General features: G+C 61.7%; 17 protein-coding genes and 1 pseudogene. 11 read left to right on the top strand and 7 right to left on the bottom strand.

Annotation, left to right across the window (positions count from 1 at the left end):
* Position 1: 1 nt before the first annotated feature.
* The 4 genes from OEZ71_RS10180 to OEZ71_RS10195 are packed head-to-tail and all read right to left on the bottom strand — an operon-like array spanning position 2 to position 4,113.
* Positions 2 to 1,666 carry a phospholipase D-like domain-containing protein gene (locus tag OEZ71_RS10180; protein ID WP_263739836.1) on the bottom strand — a complete coding sequence of 555 codons (1,665 nt, stop codon included), beginning with the start codon at positions 1,664 to 1,666 and terminating at the stop codon, positions 2 to 4.
* A complete protein-coding gene (locus OEZ71_RS10185) occupies positions 1,611 to 3,410 on the bottom strand; it encodes a sensor histidine kinase (protein WP_263739837.1) in 1,800 nt (599 codons plus the stop codon). Before OEZ71_RS10185 ends, OEZ71_RS10180 begins: the two co-directional genes overlap by 56 nt.
* Positions 3,407 to 3,970, bottom strand: a complete 564-nt coding sequence (locus OEZ71_RS10190) for an RNA polymerase sigma factor (RefSeq protein ID WP_263739838.1) — start codon at positions 3,968 to 3,970, stop codon at positions 3,407 to 3,409. Before OEZ71_RS10190 ends, OEZ71_RS10185 begins: the two co-directional genes overlap by 4 nt.
* A complete protein-coding gene (locus OEZ71_RS10195) occupies positions 3,967 to 4,113 on the bottom strand; it encodes a NepR family anti-sigma factor (RefSeq protein ID WP_263739839.1) in 147 nt (48 codons plus the stop codon). Before OEZ71_RS10195 ends, OEZ71_RS10190 begins: the two co-directional genes overlap by 4 nt.
* 98 nt (positions 4,114 to 4,211) lie before the next feature.
* Between OEZ71_RS10195 and OEZ71_RS10200 the strand changes: the two genes are divergently transcribed.
* Positions 4,212 to 5,021, top strand: coding sequence for a response regulator (locus OEZ71_RS10200; protein ID WP_263739840.1), 810 nt, complete (start codon positions 4,212 to 4,214; stop codon positions 5,019 to 5,021).
* A gap of 55 nt (positions 5,022 to 5,076) precedes the next feature.
* On the opposite strand, the gene OEZ71_RS10205 is transcribed toward OEZ71_RS10200, so the two are convergent.
* Together OEZ71_RS10205 and OEZ71_RS10210 are read right to left on the bottom strand one after the other, a co-directional pair.
* Entirely contained in the window at positions 5,077 to 5,571 is a 495-nt protein-coding gene (locus OEZ71_RS10205; protein ID WP_263739841.1) for a Dps family protein, read from the bottom strand.
* Between the two features lie 110 nt (positions 5,572 to 5,681).
* Positions 5,682 to 6,062, bottom strand: a complete 381-nt coding sequence (locus OEZ71_RS10210) for a hypothetical protein (RefSeq protein WP_263739842.1) — start codon at positions 6,060 to 6,062, stop codon at positions 5,682 to 5,684.
* An 81-nt stretch (positions 6,063 to 6,143) separates the two neighbouring features.
* Between OEZ71_RS10210 and OEZ71_RS10215 the strand changes: the two genes are divergently transcribed.
* The 6 genes and pseudogenes from OEZ71_RS10215 to OEZ71_RS10240 form a co-directional block, all read left to right on the top strand.
* Entirely contained in the window at positions 6,144 to 6,875 is a 732-nt protein-coding gene (locus tag OEZ71_RS10215) for a Crp/Fnr family transcriptional regulator (protein WP_263739843.1), read from the top strand.
* Positions 6,876 to 7,604: 729 nt separating this feature from the next.
* Entirely contained in the window at positions 7,605 to 8,864 is a 1,260-nt protein-coding gene (locus OEZ71_RS10220) for a mechanosensitive ion channel family protein (protein ID WP_263740000.1), read from the top strand.
* Between the two features lie 57 nt (positions 8,865 to 8,921).
* A complete protein-coding gene (rsfS, locus tag OEZ71_RS10225; RefSeq protein WP_412175618.1) occupies positions 8,922 to 9,392 on the top strand; it encodes a ribosome silencing factor in 471 nt (156 codons plus the stop codon).
* Positions 9,392 to 9,862: a 23S rRNA (pseudouridine(1915)-N(3))-methyltransferase RlmH gene (rlmH, locus tag OEZ71_RS10230; RefSeq protein ID WP_263739844.1), complete on the top strand. Its 471-nt coding sequence runs from the start codon at positions 9,392 to 9,394 to the stop codon at positions 9,860 to 9,862. The genes rsfS and rlmH overlap by 1 nt, the downstream gene beginning before the upstream one ends.
* A 70-nt stretch (positions 9,863 to 9,932) precedes the next feature.
* On the top strand, positions 9,933 to 10,532 hold the full coding sequence (locus OEZ71_RS10235; RefSeq protein WP_263739845.1) for a 2-hydroxychromene-2-carboxylate isomerase: 600 nt from the start codon (positions 9,933 to 9,935) through the stop codon (positions 10,530 to 10,532).
* Positions 10,533 to 10,563: 31 nt separating this feature from the next.
* Positions 10,564 to 10,647 (top strand): annotated as a pseudogene (locus OEZ71_RS10240) (23S rRNA (pseudouridine(1915)-N(3))-methyltransferase RlmH); the annotation flags it as partial.
* Between the two features lies 1 nt (position 10,648).
* Here the strand turns inward: OEZ71_RS10240 and OEZ71_RS10245 are convergent.
* Positions 10,649 to 11,260 carry a LysE family translocator gene (locus tag OEZ71_RS10245; protein WP_263739846.1) on the bottom strand — a complete coding sequence of 204 codons (612 nt, stop codon included), beginning with the start codon at positions 11,258 to 11,260 and terminating at the stop codon, positions 10,649 to 10,651.
* A 134-nt stretch (positions 11,261 to 11,394) separates the two neighbouring features.
* Between OEZ71_RS10245 and gpmI the strand changes: the two genes are divergently transcribed.
* Genes gpmI through OEZ71_RS10265 form a run of 4 tightly spaced genes read left to right on the top strand, consistent with a single transcriptional unit; the run spans position 11,395 to position 15,874 of the window.
* Positions 11,395 to 12,918, top strand: coding sequence for a 2,3-bisphosphoglycerate-independent phosphoglycerate mutase (gene gpmI / locus OEZ71_RS10250; protein ID WP_263739847.1), 1,524 nt, complete (start codon positions 11,395 to 11,397; stop codon positions 12,916 to 12,918).
* The gene (locus tag OEZ71_RS10255; RefSeq protein ID WP_263739848.1) at positions 12,915 to 14,048 is read left to right on the top strand and encodes a murein hydrolase activator EnvC family protein; all 1,134 of its coding nucleotides are present in this window, start codon (positions 12,915 to 12,917) and stop codon (positions 14,046 to 14,048) included. The genes gpmI and OEZ71_RS10255 overlap by 4 nt, the downstream gene beginning before the upstream one ends.
* 3 nt (positions 14,049 to 14,051) lie before the next feature.
* Positions 14,052 to 15,392, top strand: a complete 1,341-nt coding sequence (locus tag OEZ71_RS10260) for a S41 family peptidase (RefSeq protein ID WP_263739849.1) — start codon at positions 14,052 to 14,054, stop codon at positions 15,390 to 15,392.
* Positions 15,389 to 15,874 carry an RNA pyrophosphohydrolase gene (locus OEZ71_RS10265; protein ID WP_263739850.1) on the top strand — a complete coding sequence of 162 codons (486 nt, stop codon included), beginning with the start codon at positions 15,389 to 15,391 and terminating at the stop codon, positions 15,872 to 15,874. Before OEZ71_RS10260 ends, OEZ71_RS10265 begins: the two co-directional genes overlap by 4 nt.
* Positions 15,875 to 15,876 lie beyond the last annotated feature (2 nt).

The raw sequence follows: 15,876 nt of genomic DNA on the forward strand, positions 1-15,876 counted from the left end.
GTCAGACCATTTCCGCCGGAACAACCGGAACTTCGGTGGCGTCCCGCTCCGCTGCCTTTATATCGTAGGGAAGTACAAAGCCTTCTCTTTGTTCAGGGTTTTTGCGCGCATTCGCAAGGGCCAAGGCGCGCCATGTCGAAACCGCACGGCTGGGATCGAAATAGCCGTGATGTGCATTCTCTGGCAGCCAGTGACCCATCACCTTGCTACGCAATAGCTGTACGTGGCTGCGATCGGTCAGTAACAAACCTGCCTCGGTATCCCAGCGCAGGCTGCGGCCGTTGAGGTTGGCCGACGATATAATCGCGGCGGATTCGTCAAAGATAGAGACCTTGGAGTGGATATAGACGATCGGTGCACCGTGAAGCAGCGCACGGCCGTTTTCGTTACCGCCGTTCTTGCGTCTTGGCTGCGCCATTCCCGCGACAAACAACCGTTTCCCGAAGGCCTTGACCAGTATACGCAGCGCCCGTGCCTGCAGAAACTCTCCGAACCTCGCATCAAGGCCGATCCGGCGCTCGAAGGCAATTTCCTCCGGCGCGCCGGGAAGGACCAGAATCAATGACAGCCCGGGGTTCTCGGAAGTGCGCCGCGCCAGGTAGCGGGCAAAGTGGAGATCTCGGAAGTACTGAGTTTCCAGATAAATGAGCCGACGTGCACGTTTGCCATAGTGCTCATGCGCTACCGCGATCTCCTCGACGACCGGCTCTGGCCCGAAATGTATCAGGTTGTTCTTGCGGGGCCTCGACATGGTTCTCAGGAACCGCCGTTGACGCTCGGGTTGCCTCCGGCCCGCTGTGACATCGAGAAAGGACTCGAGATGGGACTGAGCCTCGGAGACGGCAGGTCCGGACAGATTCAGTTGCGCGTCGTGCCAGGTTTCGTCGGCATTGCGGTCATGAGCAGTGGTATCGAAGCGTCGTTCGTCAAGATCGAGGCCGCCCAGATAAAGCCTCTTGCGGTCGAATACGGCCATCTTCTGGTGATGGGTCGCTGGGTGGAGAGTCGGGATCGGCCAGAGCTTGGGGCGGACCCGGCCGTCGGTTAAAGCGATGAGATGCTTTGCCAGACCGGGCATCTCCCGGATAGCGGCCAGACGCTCGGGCAGCGACCGCCGGTTCAGCCAGCGCGCAGCCTTGAACTGGCGGTGCAAGATAACTGGCCAGAAAAGAATGCGGGGCAGAAGTCCCGTCCGCGCCGGATGCATGGCGGCCGTCACCCGCAGACGGTCGCTTGCGCCTGCCAGTTCGGCAGCCGCAATCAGGCGTCGCACAGACCGCCAGGTGCCACGATGCAGCGAAGGCCGAGCGACGGGATCGAAATCCGAAATGACGATGTTGATGGTTACCCCGCGCGACAACGTGTGAATTATGAGGTCGAACCAGGTTTCAGCGACACGCTTTCCGGCGGACGATCTGATCAGGGTAGCCAGATCGAATACACGAAAGCCCGCCCAGATCTCCGACCGTGCATTCAGAAACTCCCGTTCCAGCACGGGGTAGGCCTGATCGGCGGTCAGCAGCACATCGAAACTCGGGGCCGCTTGGTATTTAAAGCTTTTTAGCATTGCAAGTCGTACTGGTGGGGTCCACACCAAGACAACGCTTCGTTCAGCTTGCCGGTTCCATGGACGCAGTGTCGGCTGGCGCGTGACGTTGTTCTGCATCGGCCAGCGGGCGGATATCGAATTCGACCGTCAGATCGTGGAACCCGCCTGCGTGAACCCGGTTAGCAGAACCGCCGAGCTGCATGGCAAAAGCTGAAACGAGCTGCGTTCCGAGGCCCGTACGGGCCATGCCCCCTCCGGCATCCAGTTCTTCTTCGGGCGACGTGGCTTCATTGTCGTCGACGGAGTTGCGCACCCGGACAACGGCCCGCGTGTCGGAAAGGCGGGTGAGGCTTACCGAGAGCTGAGCGGGCTTGCCATCGGATCCGGCGGCGTATTTGATCGCGTTGGTCACCGACTCCGCGACCAGAAGCGCGAGCGGCACAGCCTGATCCGGTGTCATGCGTATGTCGGCAAATTCAGCGTCAACAGCAAACTTGCGGTCTGGCCGGTCGGTCATGTTGGTGATCTGGCGGACGATGGTCGACAGAAGCTCGTCGGAGTGAATGTCCGAGAGTCCGGCGGTCTGGTAGAGTTCCCGGTGGATTGTCGCAAGACTCATGACCCGGTCCTGCAGGCCTTTCAGAGTCCGCTTCGCCTCGTCCGACCTAGTTCTGCGCATCTGCATGTTCATGATGGACGCGATGAGTTGAAGATTGTTTTTCACGCGGTGGTGCACTTCACGCAGCAGGACCTCTTTCTGGTGCACCATGTCCTCAAGCTCGGCCTCATCATGCAGGATCGTTTCGGTCATGCTTTCGTAGGCTTCGCCGATTTCGCGTATCTCGATGGCGGCACCCGACACGTTGACATCACCAACGATCCGGTTGCCGCCCGCAAAGGAAATGAGAGAATGTCGGAGCTTGCGGATGTGACGAATGACAAGGCGTTCGACGGCCAGCCATGCCACGATCAGACTTGCAAGCCACATGAGAACGGGAAGAAGGAAAGGCGCTGACGACAATGAATTGCCGACGCTGCTGATTCCGTCGTACGGCCACGTTCCCAAGGCGTAGAGTTCCCCCGGAACGAGAGGCACGACCGAAAAGACCCGCTCCATGCCGCCCACGGATTTATCGGTGAAGGCGACGGGTTTTTCACCAGCCAATGCCTTAAGTGATCGGTCCACGGGCAACGCTTCGTCGTAACCACTTACCCAACCCGACGCGGTCAAAACCTCGCCCTCCGCATCGAAGGTCACGATTTCAAGCGGGCGTTCCGAAAGGCTGTCCGCAGTTTCCGGTACATTCAGTGCCTCGTGGGGAACCGAAACACTCGCGGTTCCCAGGCGTTCACCGTCCTCGCCGAACACAGGATGCGCAATTCCCAGAATGGACGTGCCTGACACGGGTCCCCGACGATTAACCACGATCGTCGGTCCAGGTGATTCATCGATCTGCTGCCAAAGGGCGCTGTCAGAGAAGTCATGCGTCTTGCCACTGGATGAACACCGCATGATGCCGTCGGATGGTATGAACGCCACCAGCGAATAGCGTGCTGATTCCGTCGCGATCTCGCGCATGATTGCGGAACATGCCTCGACGTCGTCAACAAAAGTGGGAATTGCGCCTGCAAGCGCGGCAACAGTTCCGCGGGCCTCCTGAATGAACTGCAGTTCCCGTGCAGCCGCATGCATGGTTTCACCCACGAGCGCTGCCTCGGATCGGGCCTGCGCTTCTGCGACCAACGCAGATGACCGCACTACCGATATTGCCGTCAGCGGCAGCAGGACCACAGCCAGAAGAAATGCGATTTGGAATCCTAGTCGTTGCGTTATCCGACTGGTCGCAACGGTGTCAGTCATGCCGCCCGGACTCCGGACGCGCCAACTACCGCGATGGTCGCAGCATCTGCGCCCGATATTGGGTCTTCCCCATCGGCCAGACCGAGAAGATCGCAAAGACGCGCCCGTGCCCGGTTCACGCGGCTTTTTACCGTGCCGACCGCCACGCCAGTCATCTCGGCAACATCTTCATAGGAAAAACCAGAAGCCCCTGCGAGGATGAGAACCTCGCGATGCTCGGCAGACAGCTGATCGAACGCACGGCGGAAATCGTTGAAGGCAAGCCGACCATCATGCGCCGGTTTCTCGCAAAGACGGCCGGCGTGAACGCCGTCAGAATCCGCCACCTCGCGCTTACGCTTGCGCCGGATCGAAAAGAACGTGTTGCGAAGTATGGTGAAAAGCCACGCCCGCATGTTCGTCCCAACTGCGAACTTCTCAATATTGGTCCATGCCTTCACGATGGTATCCTGGACGAGATCATCCGCGGTGGACACGTCTCCGCAAAGGCTGATCGCGAAGGCACGCAGTGCCGGGAGATGTTCGGGAAGCTCGTCCCTGGGGTCGGGAGCCGAACTCATTTCTTGGCTTCCTTCTGCCGCAACTGATCCAAGAGATCCTTGAAGCGATCCGGAATGCTCTCTTCGAGCGCCTCCTGGTAGACGCGTTTCAGGTTCTCATCGATCTGCGCTTGCAGCTTTGACGTTTGATTGCTTTGCTTCATGTGCCTGCACTCGTCTGGCCAGAATTTTTCACGATCGTATGGAACCTAACGCACATGAACGGCGTTGGTTCCCAAGAAAATCGCGATGGGAGAAAAAAATGTCGTCGAACGAAACCTCTGACTTTGCCACATCGGTTGCGGCGAACGTGCCCTTTCTGCGGCGCTATGCGCGGGCGCTTACGGGAAGTCAGGAAAGCGGCGATCGGTTTGCTGCTGCCACTCTGGAGGCAATCCTGCTTGACGACACTCCCGCAAAGGGCAGGCAGAATGCCAAGATCGGCCTCTTCCGTGCCTTCCATCTTGTCTGGTCAAGCGCAGGGGCACCGGTGGGCGAGGCAGATACGCGTTTATCGGCCCGCGCGCAGGACCATATGGCGGGACTGACCGAGAATACGCGCGAGGCATTGCTGTTGCACGCTATCGAAGGTTTCACTACCGGTGAAATCGGCCAGATCATGGACATCAGTTCTGATGAGGCCGCCGAGCTGATTGATATCGCGCGCCGCGAAATGGAAAGCGCCATTGCCGGCAAGGTCATGGTGATCGAGGATGAAGCCATCATCGCCATGGACATCGTATCGATCGTGCAGGATGTCGGTCATTCTGTCACCGGGATTGCGCGGACCCGTACCGAAGCGGTGAAACTTGCGTCGTCGAACCGGCCGGATCTCATCCTTGCCGATATCCAGCTTGCAGACAACTCGTCGGGCATCGACGCGGTCAATGACATCCTCGCGCAGTTCGACGATATCCCGGTGATCTTCATTACGGCCTTCCCGGAACGGCTGCTGACCGGTGCCCGTCCTGAACCGGCATTCCTGATCACCAAGCCTTTTTCGGAAGAGCAGGTACGTTCGGCCGTCAGCCAGGCTATGTTCTTTTCTTCCACGGAAACGCTCGCGGCGTGAGAGACGGGGCATAATACAAGCGACCGGGATTGCCCGGCCGCTTTTTGCTTCTTGCCTATTTCGAAGTCGCCCGCAGCATCCAGGCGGCTTGTTCATGGAAGGCCGACCGCGCTGTGATCAGATCGGCCGTGACCGGATCTTCATGCTCGTCGGCGAGTTTGATAACGCTGTGCATCCGCTTCGCGACCTTTTCGTGATCGGCCGCAAGGTCCTCAATCATCGCCAGCGCCGATGGCATCCGGTCAGCATCCTTAACGACTGAGGCTTCGATCACGTCGCTCAGACGCGCCGGTGCGAGCTGCCCCAACGCGCGTATGCGTTCGGCAATCTCGTCTGCGGCAGCAAACATGTTTTCGTATTGCGCCTCAGTAGGCTTGTGGATCGGATAGAATAGCGGCCCCTCGACATTCCAGTGATAGGCATGGGTCTTGAAGACCAGCCGGTAGGTGTCGGCAAGTTTTTCGGCCAGCGCCTTGGCGACCGGTTTGACTTTCTGCACACCGGTTTTGACGGCTTCAGGGGCAGGCACAACATTCAGCGCGTCAGTCATAGGACTTCCTTTCGTCTGGGCGCCCATCGGGCGCGCGGTTTCATGAAATCGTCAGATGCCAATCACGCATCCGCATCCTGGACAGAACGTCCCATCGCCAGCAGAGTTCCCTAGCCGCGGCCGGCAATGATCAGCGAAAGTACGCTTTGCGATGAGAATGGCCGTTGCAATGTCGGCCATCGCCGTGCGGATCGCTCGTCGTCCCATTCATCTTCCGCATCATCCCCGAACAATACCAGGCGCCCTCCCCGAGACTGTACTAGGTGATCCATCCGCTCCGCCGCGACATAGCCAGGCCCAGCCTCCAGGAACACGGCGGCGAGACGGTCCTGGGCCCGTATCTTCACGATGGCCGCATCACAGCATGTCGCGGTTAGGACGAGCGCTGACGGATCGAAATCCCGCACCGTATCTTCAAGGTCCTTCAGAACGACAAAATCGCGCACCGCGATCACATAGACATCGGTGCGACCGGAGTTTTGGTTTTGCATCGGCACCCCCCGAAGGGGCAAAGATGGAACCATTTCCCGGCTGCCGCATTTAACTGTGACATATCACCAGAGGTTTTCTTCATGCCCGGCACCGCCTGCAAGAACTGCCCATTGCGCAAACGCAACCTGTTTACCCCGTTTACCGACGAAGAATTGGCCTTCATGCATTCGTTCAAGACAGGGGAGCTTAACGTCGATCCCGGCACGACGATCCTGATGGAAGGATCCAACAGCCCGCAGCTTTACACCGTGCTTGAAGGAATGGGCACCCGGTACAAAACACTGGAGAACGGCAAGAGGCAGGTGATCAATTTCCTTTTCCCAGGGGATTTCACCGGCCTTCAGGCCGGCATCATGGGGGAAATGCAACATTCGGTCGAGGCAACGACTCATATGACGCTCTGCGCCTTTCGCCGGAACGACCTCTGGCAACTCTTTCGCCAGCATCCTGAACGGGCCTATGACCTGACGTGGATTGCCGCGGTGGAAGAGCACTTCCTGGGCGAAACCATCGCCTCGCTTGGCCAGCGGGACGCAACCCAGCGGATCGCCTGGGCGCTTGTGCGCATCTTTGAACGGCTAAGGGCTGCAGGATTGGGAAGGGATGGGGATGTTCCGTTGCCGTTCCGACAGCAGGACCTCGCGGATGCACTGGGCTTATCTCTTGTTCACACGAATAAAACTCTCAAGGCGCTTCGATCCATGGGGCTCGCACATTGGAACGACGGCAGCTTGAAACTTAAGAAAATCAGCGCGTTGGCGGACCTCGCGATGATCGACCTTGAACGCCCGCAGCAACGGCCCTTGATGTGAAATCATCAGCCGACAAAAGAACGACGTGAGCCGTGCAAGTGGAGCAGTCGTACATTCAGCGGACGCCAAAGCCTCTTATTCGCCCGTTTAATTGTGGTCACCTGGGCCGTAATGGTCCGGACGCGGCAAATGACTGGTTCAGGGAAGCTGCAATGCGGCGCGCGACGGCATGATGAAGGACTGGTGCAAGAGCGCGCAAAGGCCCATACGGGAGGTGATGCTGACGGAGAACCCCTTGTCCTGCGCGTCCCAGACGCACTGGTCCTTCAGGCCGGTTTTAGGCGGTCAATGGCACCCTTCGTGAGTTTCATGGGCCGGTGCAGGTGGGTCGGTGTAGGCATATCATTTGGCCCTTCAGTAAGCAGATAAATCGCCGGTACCGTAAAGCGCTGCCAAATCACGCATGGCACTATCAGTAAGGCAAACAACTGATTTCTATTGATAATACAGAAATTTCAAGCACAAGTAAGGACTGCAAAGCAGGCAGGCCTTGCTTCGGGACCAGGGGGGCGGAGGTTCGAATCCTCTCGCTCCGGCCAATTTCCCGCAATAGCGATATTCACGACGACGGAGCGGCCCTTGCCGCCGTTCAGGCTCCGGCCTTGCCACCCTGCCCGCCTTGCTGTCACATAGGTTGAAACGGCGGGAGGGTGTATGGACGGCGAACTTGACACGATCGTCACCGGGCTCGACGAGCTCTGGACCGCGGTCAAGCTGAACCTGCGGCTGATGTCGCTGCCGAACCAGCTTGGCCAACTGGCCGCCATACTGGTGTGTTTCCTTCTTGCATGGCTTCTGGCCCGCCGCTTCGGGCCGAAATTCGACGACTGGATCCGGGGGCTGGAGGGGCGGCCGAAATGGCAGTTGCGTTGGCTGATCGCTCTGCGCAACCGCACGCAGCTTGCCTTCTTCGCGATCCTCGCTTGGCTCGCCTCCAGCGGATTTGCCTATGTCTACAACTTCCCGTCGCGCCGGTATCTGGTGACGCTCGCGGCTACGATCGCAACCGCCTGGTTCTTCATCCGCATCGCCGCGCAGGTGGTTAAGAACAGGTTCCTGAGACGCATCGTGATCTGGGGCCTGACGGTCTATGCCACGCTCTACTATGTCGGCCTTCTGGACGAGGCGACGCGCTTTCTTGATGGGTTGGCGATCGAGTTCGGTGACTTCCGCCTGACACTGCTGGCGATACTCAAGGCGGTGCTCGTTACCGGGCTTCTGTTCTTCGGGGCGCGGCTGATCGCCGGCACCGCCGCAAAGCGGATCAGCAGGAACGAAGATATCAGCCCCTCGATGCGGGTCCTGACGGTGAAGTTCCTTCAGGTCGCGCTGTATTCGGCGGCCTTCTTCATCGGCCTGAAAGCGGTTGGTTTCGATCTGACCGGCCTTGCAGTCCTCTCGGGTGCCATCGGTGTCGGCCTTGGCTTCGGCCTGCAGAAGGTGGTCTCCAACCTTGTCTCGGGCGTCATTATCCTTCTCGATAAGTCGGTGAAACCCGGCGATGTGATCTCGCTCGGCGATACGTTCGGCTGGATCGAGTCGCTCGGCGCGCGCTATGTCAGCGTCGTCACGCGGGACGGCAAGGAATACCTGATCCCGAACGAAGACCTGATCACCGGGCAGGTGGTGAACTGGTCGCATTCCAACCAGTTCGTTCGGCTCGACATCTTCTTCGGCACCGCCTATTCCGACGATCCGCACAAGGTCCGCAAGATCGCCATCGAAGCGGCGCAGAGCGTGCAGCGGGTTCTGAGTTTCAAGCCGCCGGTCTGCCACATCACTGGGTTCGGTGACAGTTCGGTCGACTATATCCTGCGCTTCTGGATCACCGATCCGACCGACGGGCTGACCAATATCCGTGGCAATGTCTACCTTGCGCTCTGGGACGCGTTTCAGGAACACGGCATCTCGATCCCGTTCCCGCAGCGCGAAGTCAAGGTGCTGGGCGGCACGATGCCATCGCCGGCAACCGGGGCTGGCAAGGACTGACCGCCGCCTGAAACCCGCCACATTGAGATTTTACAATTGCGGTGTTACTTTAGATCCATGCCCTGCGCCGGGGCCCGGGATCGGCGCGCAACCCAGGAGGACAATGTCCTGTTTCAGACTGCAAAGGCGGCGCGTTCCAATGCCGCAGGGCCGGTGCCGATGACGGCGACGCCCGTTGAGGTCCAGAGCGACGAATTGCTCGCTCGGATTCTTTCTTCTCTCGACGACGACAAGGCCGAGGACGTGGTGGTCATTGACCTTCGCGGCCGCTCTTCCGTTGCCGATCACATGGTCATCTGTTCGGGCCGCTCCTCGCGTCAGGTTGGCGCCATCGCTGAAAAGCTGGTGGACCGGCTGAAGCAGGAATACGGACGGACCTGCAAGATCGAAGGCAAGGAGCAGGGCGACTGGGTTCTGATCGACGCGACCGACGTTGTCGTCCACGTCTTCCGCCCCGAAGTGCGCGAGTTCTACCAGCTTGAAAAGATGTGGATGCCCGCCAGCGGGGCCGAAGCCCGCAAGGTCTGATGCGGGTCCATATCTGTGCGGTGGGCCGGCTCAGGGCCGGGCCCGAGCGCGCGCTGATCGACGATTACCTGACACGGTTTGACCGGACGGGCCGGGCCCTTGGCCTCGGCCCGGTTTCCGTTCATGAGGTCGAGGACAAGAAGGGCGGCGGGATGGAGGCCGAGGCGCCGCTCCTGATGCGCGCGGCCCCTTCGGGTGCGCTTCTCGTCGCGATGGACGAGCGCGGGAAGATGCTTTCCTCACCCGACTTCGCCGCGATGCTCGCCCGCTGGCGCGATGCGGGTCGTCAGGATGTGGCCTTTGTCATCGGCGGGGCAGACGGGATCGCGCCGGGACTGCGCGCCGAGGCAGAGCAGGCGATATCCTTCGGTCCGATGGTCTGGCCGCATATGCTGGTGCGCGTGATGCTTTCAGAACAGCTCTACAGGGCCGCATCGATCCTTGCCGGGGCACCCTATCATCGAGTGTGATACAAGGCCCGGAATATTGCAGAGCGTCAGATTGGCCCGCACGCGCACCGGCCAAGGGAGATCATGAGCCATGAAAACCGCCGAGTTCTGGGTTTCCATCGGGAGCACCTACAGCTTCCTTACCGTGTCGCGCCTGCCTGAAATCGAGAGAAGGACGGGGCTGTCTTTCGATTGGCGCCCCTTCAGCGTTCGGGCGATCATGATCGAAATGGACAACATTCCCTTCGCAAACAAACCGGTCAAGGCGCGCTATATGTGGCGCGACATCGAGAGACGGGCCGGGAAATACGGCCTCGCGCCACGTCTGCCCGCGCCGTATCCGCTGAAAGAATTCGACCTCGCCAACCGAATCGCAGTCCTGGCGCGGCAGGAGGGTTGGTGCCGCGATTATATATGCGCAACCTACGACCGTTGGTTCAACGAAGGCGAAGCGGCTGGCAGCGAACCCAATCTAGCGGCGTCGCTGGCGTCCATCGGACAGGATATGGAACGGGTCGTCGCGCTCGCGCAGTCGGATGAGATCGGTGCCGCTTACCTTGCCGCCACTGACGATGCGCGCGCACGCGGCGTTTTCGGTGCGCCGAGTTTCGTCGTCGATGGCGAACTTTTCTGGGGCGATGACCGGCTGGAGGATGCGATTAGCTGGGTCAAGGCAGGGCGTGTTGCATGATCCAACGGCTATGAACGCTTCCAACGACTTGCCGCATATGCTTTGGGTAATGCTTTCAGAACAGCTCTACCGCGCCACGTCGATCCTTGCCGGGGCAGAGTATCGCCGGGTCTGAATTATCGCGTCGCAATCGCCGTCGCCGCACCTGCCATGACGCTCGCACTGACGCGGTTGGCAAGCCGAACCGCAGGCGGGCTTTTCAGAAGGAGTCGCGCGCGTGCCGCCAGCAGCACCCAAGCGAGGTCGACCGCGATCAGGACGGCGAACATCGTCGCGGTCAGTTCCGCCCAGCCGATCACCGACACCGCCTTCAGATCGACGATGGCCGGCAGCAGGGCAAGGTAGAACACCATGATCTTCGGATTGCCGAGCGTCACCGCTAGGCCTGCAGCGAACATCTTGGCGCCTGACCCGCGTGGCGGAAGCGCATCGGCGGCCAAGGCGACCGGGGCATGCCACATCTTCCACGCGAGGAAGAGCAGATATCCCACGCCCACCCATTTCAGCACGATGAAGGCCGCGTGGAAGGTCAGCGCAAGCGAGGCCAGACCCCAGACCGCGAGCGACAGCCAGACCGCCTCGCCCAGCCACATCGCCGCGAGGAAGGGCAGGACATCGCGCGGCCCGCGCGCGATCACCCGGGCGACAAGCGCCGCGATGCTCGGGCCGGGGGAGCCGGCCGCAACGATGAGCGCGCCGGCAAAGATGGCAAGGGCCGTGATATCCATGTGATCCTCGGGGCAGCTATGGCCGCGCATCGTCGCTCATCTCACCCGGCAAGGCAATGCCGCCGCGGCGGGAGCCGGTTGCTCCTTTCGGGCCATCAGCGTAGAACCGCGCTGAACCGAACTGGGGCCGTGCCATGACCGCAAAGAAACCCGTCGTCCTCTGTATCCTCGACGGCTGGGGTTTGCGTGCCGAGACCGCCGGAAATGCCGTCGCTCTGGCCGACACGCCCGCCTTTGACCGGATCATGTCAACCTGCCCCCACGCGCAGCTCGTGACCCACGGGCCCGATGTCGGCCTGCCCTCGGGCCAGATGGGCAATTCCGAAGTCGGCCACACCAATATCGGCGCCGGCCGGGTCGTCGCCATGGATCTCGGCCAGATCGACCTCGCGATCGAGGACCGGTCGTTCTTTTCGAACGCGACCATCTCTGCCTTCATCCAAAGCCTCAAGGCCGATGGCGGAACAGCGCATCTGATGGGCGTGATTTCGGACGGCGGCGTGCATGGCCATATCGACCATGTTATCGCGGCCTGCGAGATGATCGCGGGCGCTGGTGTGCCCGTGGCGCTCCATGCCGTCACCGATGGCCGCGACGTGGCGCCGAAATCGGCGGATGGGTTCGCCGCCGATCTGCAAGGGCGTCTGCCCAAGGGTGCACGGGTCGCGACCCTGACCGGGCGCTATTTCGCGATGGACCGCGACAACCGCTGGGAAAGGGTCGAACGCGCCTATGCGGCGATGGTTCGGGGCAAGGGACTGACTGCCGGTTCGGCCACGGACGCGGTCGCAGCCGCCTACGGGCGTGGCGAGACAGACGAGTTCATCCAACCCAATGTCATCGGCGACTATCGGGGCGCGAAGGACGGTGACGGGTTTTTCTGCCTCAACTTCCGCGCCGACCGGGCGCGCGAGATCCTGTTGGCTGTGGGTGAGGACGACTTTACCGGCTTCGATAGGGGCGACCGCCCACATTGGGCGGCCCTTCTCGGCATGGTCGACTATTCGAAAACCCACGACGCCTTCATGGCTGCCGCCTACCCGAAACGCCCTGTCGTCAACACGCTCGGCGCCTGGGTCGCGAGCCACGGTCTGAAACAGTTCCGCCTCGCCGAGACTGAGAAATACCCCCATGTCACCTTCTTCCTGAACGGCGGCAGGGAAGTGCCGGAAGAGGGCGAGGACCGCTTCATGGCCCCCTCGCCGAAGGTCGCGACCTATGACCTGCAGCCGGAAATGTCGGCGCCGGAGGTCAGCGACAAGTTCGTCGAGGCCATCGGCAAAGGTTATGACCTTATCGTCGTGAACTATGCCAATCCCGACATGGTCGGTCATACCGGCGATCTGCAGGCAGCAATCCGGGCCGTCGAAGAGGTCGACCGGGGCCTTGGCCGCGTCGTCGAAGCGCTCGGCAAGGCCGGGGGCGCGATGATCGTCACCGCCGATCACGGCAATTGCGAGATGATGATCGACCCCGAAACCGGCGGTCCCCATACCGCGCATACCACAAATCCGGTTCCCGTCGCGCTGGTCGGCGGTCCCACTGACGCCACGCTTCGCAACGGCCGCCTCGCCGACCTTGCGCCGACGCTGCTTGACCTCATGGGTCTGCCACTGCCGCCCGAGATGACCGGCGGGACCCTGATCGGACGGGCATGATACTGCGCCCCGCCCTCGTCGCGCTGTGTCTTGGCCTTGCCCCGGCATGGGCGGCCGAGGACCCCGCCATTGCTGATGCCGGGCAGGCGGCGGCAGCCCTTCGCGATGCCATCGCCACGCTCGATACGGCCGGGGGCGGGCGCGACCGCGTTGCCGCACTGACCCGCACGATCCGCGCCTATGAGACAGGGCTCGCAGGCCTTCGCGACGCTGACCGCCGGACCCGGGCCCGCGAAGAGGAGATTCTGGCCGACATGGCGGCGAACCGGACCCGCATCGGCGGGCTTCTGGCCGCGCTGGCCGAGATTGAGCGGGCGAAGGAACCGCTCCTGCTCGTGCATCCCGACGGCCCGGTGGCAACCGCGCGCGCGGCGATGGTCCTGTCGTCCGTCACCCCCGCGCTTGAGGCCGAGGCAGAGGCGCTCGGCACCCGGCTGGAAGAGCTGCAGCACCTGCGCGCGCTAGAGGCCAGGACGGCGTCGGTCCTGAAGGAAGGTCTGACGGCGGCGCAAGAGGCGCGCGCCGCCCTGTCGAAGGCCATACAGGACCGCACCGACCTGCCGCAGCGTTTTCTGGAAGACCCCGAAGAACTGACGCTTCTGGTCGCCAGCGCCGAAAGCCTTGATGTCTTCGCCGCCAGTCTGTCGCAGATGGAGACCGATATCGGCGCGCCGATGGAGGATTTTGCGGGTGCGATGGGCACCCTGCCGCTGCCGGTGCAGGGCTGGGTCCTGCGCCGCCCGGGTGAAGCCGACGCAGCGGGCATCATCCGCCCGGGGCTGGTCATCGCGACCGATCCCGGCGCGCTCGTGACCCTGCCCTGGCCGGCGACGATCCGCTACCGGGGGCCGCTTCTCGACTACGGAAATGTGATGATCGTGGAGCCCGCTTCCGGGTATCTTCTGATCCTTGCCGGGCTCGGCACCGTCTTCGGCGAAACCGGGGATGTGCTGGAGGCCGGTGCCCCGGTCGGGTTCATGGGCGACAGGTCGACCGGTGCAGCGGCAAATCTTGCCCAAGACCAAGAAGGCGGTGGCGCAGCGCGCGCGGAAACGCTTTATATAGAGTTGAGACAGGGCAAGGAGCCCGTGGACCCGGCCCCGTGGTTCATCGAGACAAGGGAAGACTGACCGATGAAGAAATTCGTGATGGCCGCCGTCGGTGGCACCCTCGCCGGCATTCTGCTGACGACACAGGTGGCCGGCCCGCTGGTTGCGCAAGAGGCGCAGAAGCCCACCGTCTATGAACAGCTCGACCTCTTCGGCGACATCTTCGAACGCATTCGCGGCCAGTACGTGGAAGAGGTCGACGAGGGCAAACTGATCGAAGCGGCGATTAACGGCATGCTGACCTCGCTCGACCCGCATTCCAGCTATCTGCCCCCGGACCAGTTCGACGACATGCGGGTGCAGACCCGTGGCGAATTTGGCGGGCTTGGCATCGAGGTCACGCAGGAAGAGGGCTTCATCAAGGTCGTCTCGCCGATCGACGGCACTCCGGCCTATGATGCGGGCATTCAGGCGGGCGATTTCATCACCCATGTCGATGGCGAAAGCGTGCTTGGCCTGACGCTTGACGAGGCGGTCGACAAGATGCGCGGGCCGGTCGGGTCCGAGATCATCATCACCGTCGCCCGTCAGGGCACGGACGAACCGTTCGACGTGTCGATCATCCGCGACACGATCAAGCTGACGGCGGCCCGTGTGCGGACCGAAGGCGACACCGTCGTGCTGCGCGTCACCACCTTCAACGACCAGACCTATGACAATATGGCCGACGGGCTGAAGAAGGCGGTCGAAGAGGCCGGCGGCATCGACAAGGTCAATGGCTTCGTCCTCGACCTGCGCAACAATCCCGGCGGGCTTCTGACGCAGGCGATTCAGGTTTCCGACGCCTTCCTCGACAAGGGAGAGATCGTCTCCACCCGCGGTCGCAATCCCGAGGACAGCGAAAGGTTCAATGCCGAACCCGGCGACCTGACCGAAGGCAAGCCGATGGTCGTCCTGATCAATGGCGGTTCGGCCTCGGCTTCCGAGATCGTGACCGGCGCGCTGCAGGATCACCGCCGCGCCATCGTCGTCGGCACCAAGAGCTTCGGCAAGGGTTCGGTCCAGACGGTGATCCCGCTCCGGGGCGAAGGCGCAATGCGACTGACGACGGCGCGCTACTACACGCCGTCGGGCCGATCGATACAGGCGCTGGGCATCTCGCCCGACATCGTCGTCGAGCAGCCGCAGCCGGCACCCGCCGATGCGACGCAAGAGGAAGAAAGCTCCGCCGCAAGCCGCAGCCGGTCCGAGGCCGATCTGCGCGGCGCGATCACCAACGACTCGATGACCGAGGATGAGAAGCGGGTACTCGAAGAGGAACAGCTCAAGGCCGAAGAGGCCGCCAAGCTGCGTCAGGAGGATTACCAGCTCGCCTACGCCATCGACATCCTGAAAGGCCTGTCGGCCATCGCTGCGGCAGAATGACCCCGGACGAGGCCGCGCGCCTGCCCTATAGACCTTGTGTCGGCGTCATGCTGATCAATGACGCCGGCCTGATCTTTGCCGGTCAGCGCAAGGACAGCGAGGTCGCGGCCTGGCAGATGCCGCAGGGCGGGATCGACGACGGTGAAAAACCCCGCAAGGCCGCGCTCCGAGAGTTGTGGGAGGAAACCGGCGTAACCGGCGATCTTGTGGAGTTCATCGCCAAGTCCCCCGACTGGGTGACCTACGACCTGCCATCGGAACTTGTCGGCAGGATTTGGGGCGGCCGCTATCGCGGCCAGAAACAGCGCTGGTTCCTGTTCCGCTTCACTGGGCGTGACGAGCAGATCGACATCGCGACCGAACACCCCGAATTTTCTGAATGGAAATGGGTGACGGCGGACGAGATGATCGGCGCCATCGTCCCCTTCAAACGCGCGGTCTATGAAGAGGTCATCGCTGCCTTTCGCAGTCATCTCGCCTGACC

The organism is Albidovulum litorale, from assembly GCF_025751495.1.
GTDB lineage: Bacteria > Pseudomonadota > Alphaproteobacteria > Rhodobacterales > Rhodobacteraceae > Albidovulum > Albidovulum litorale.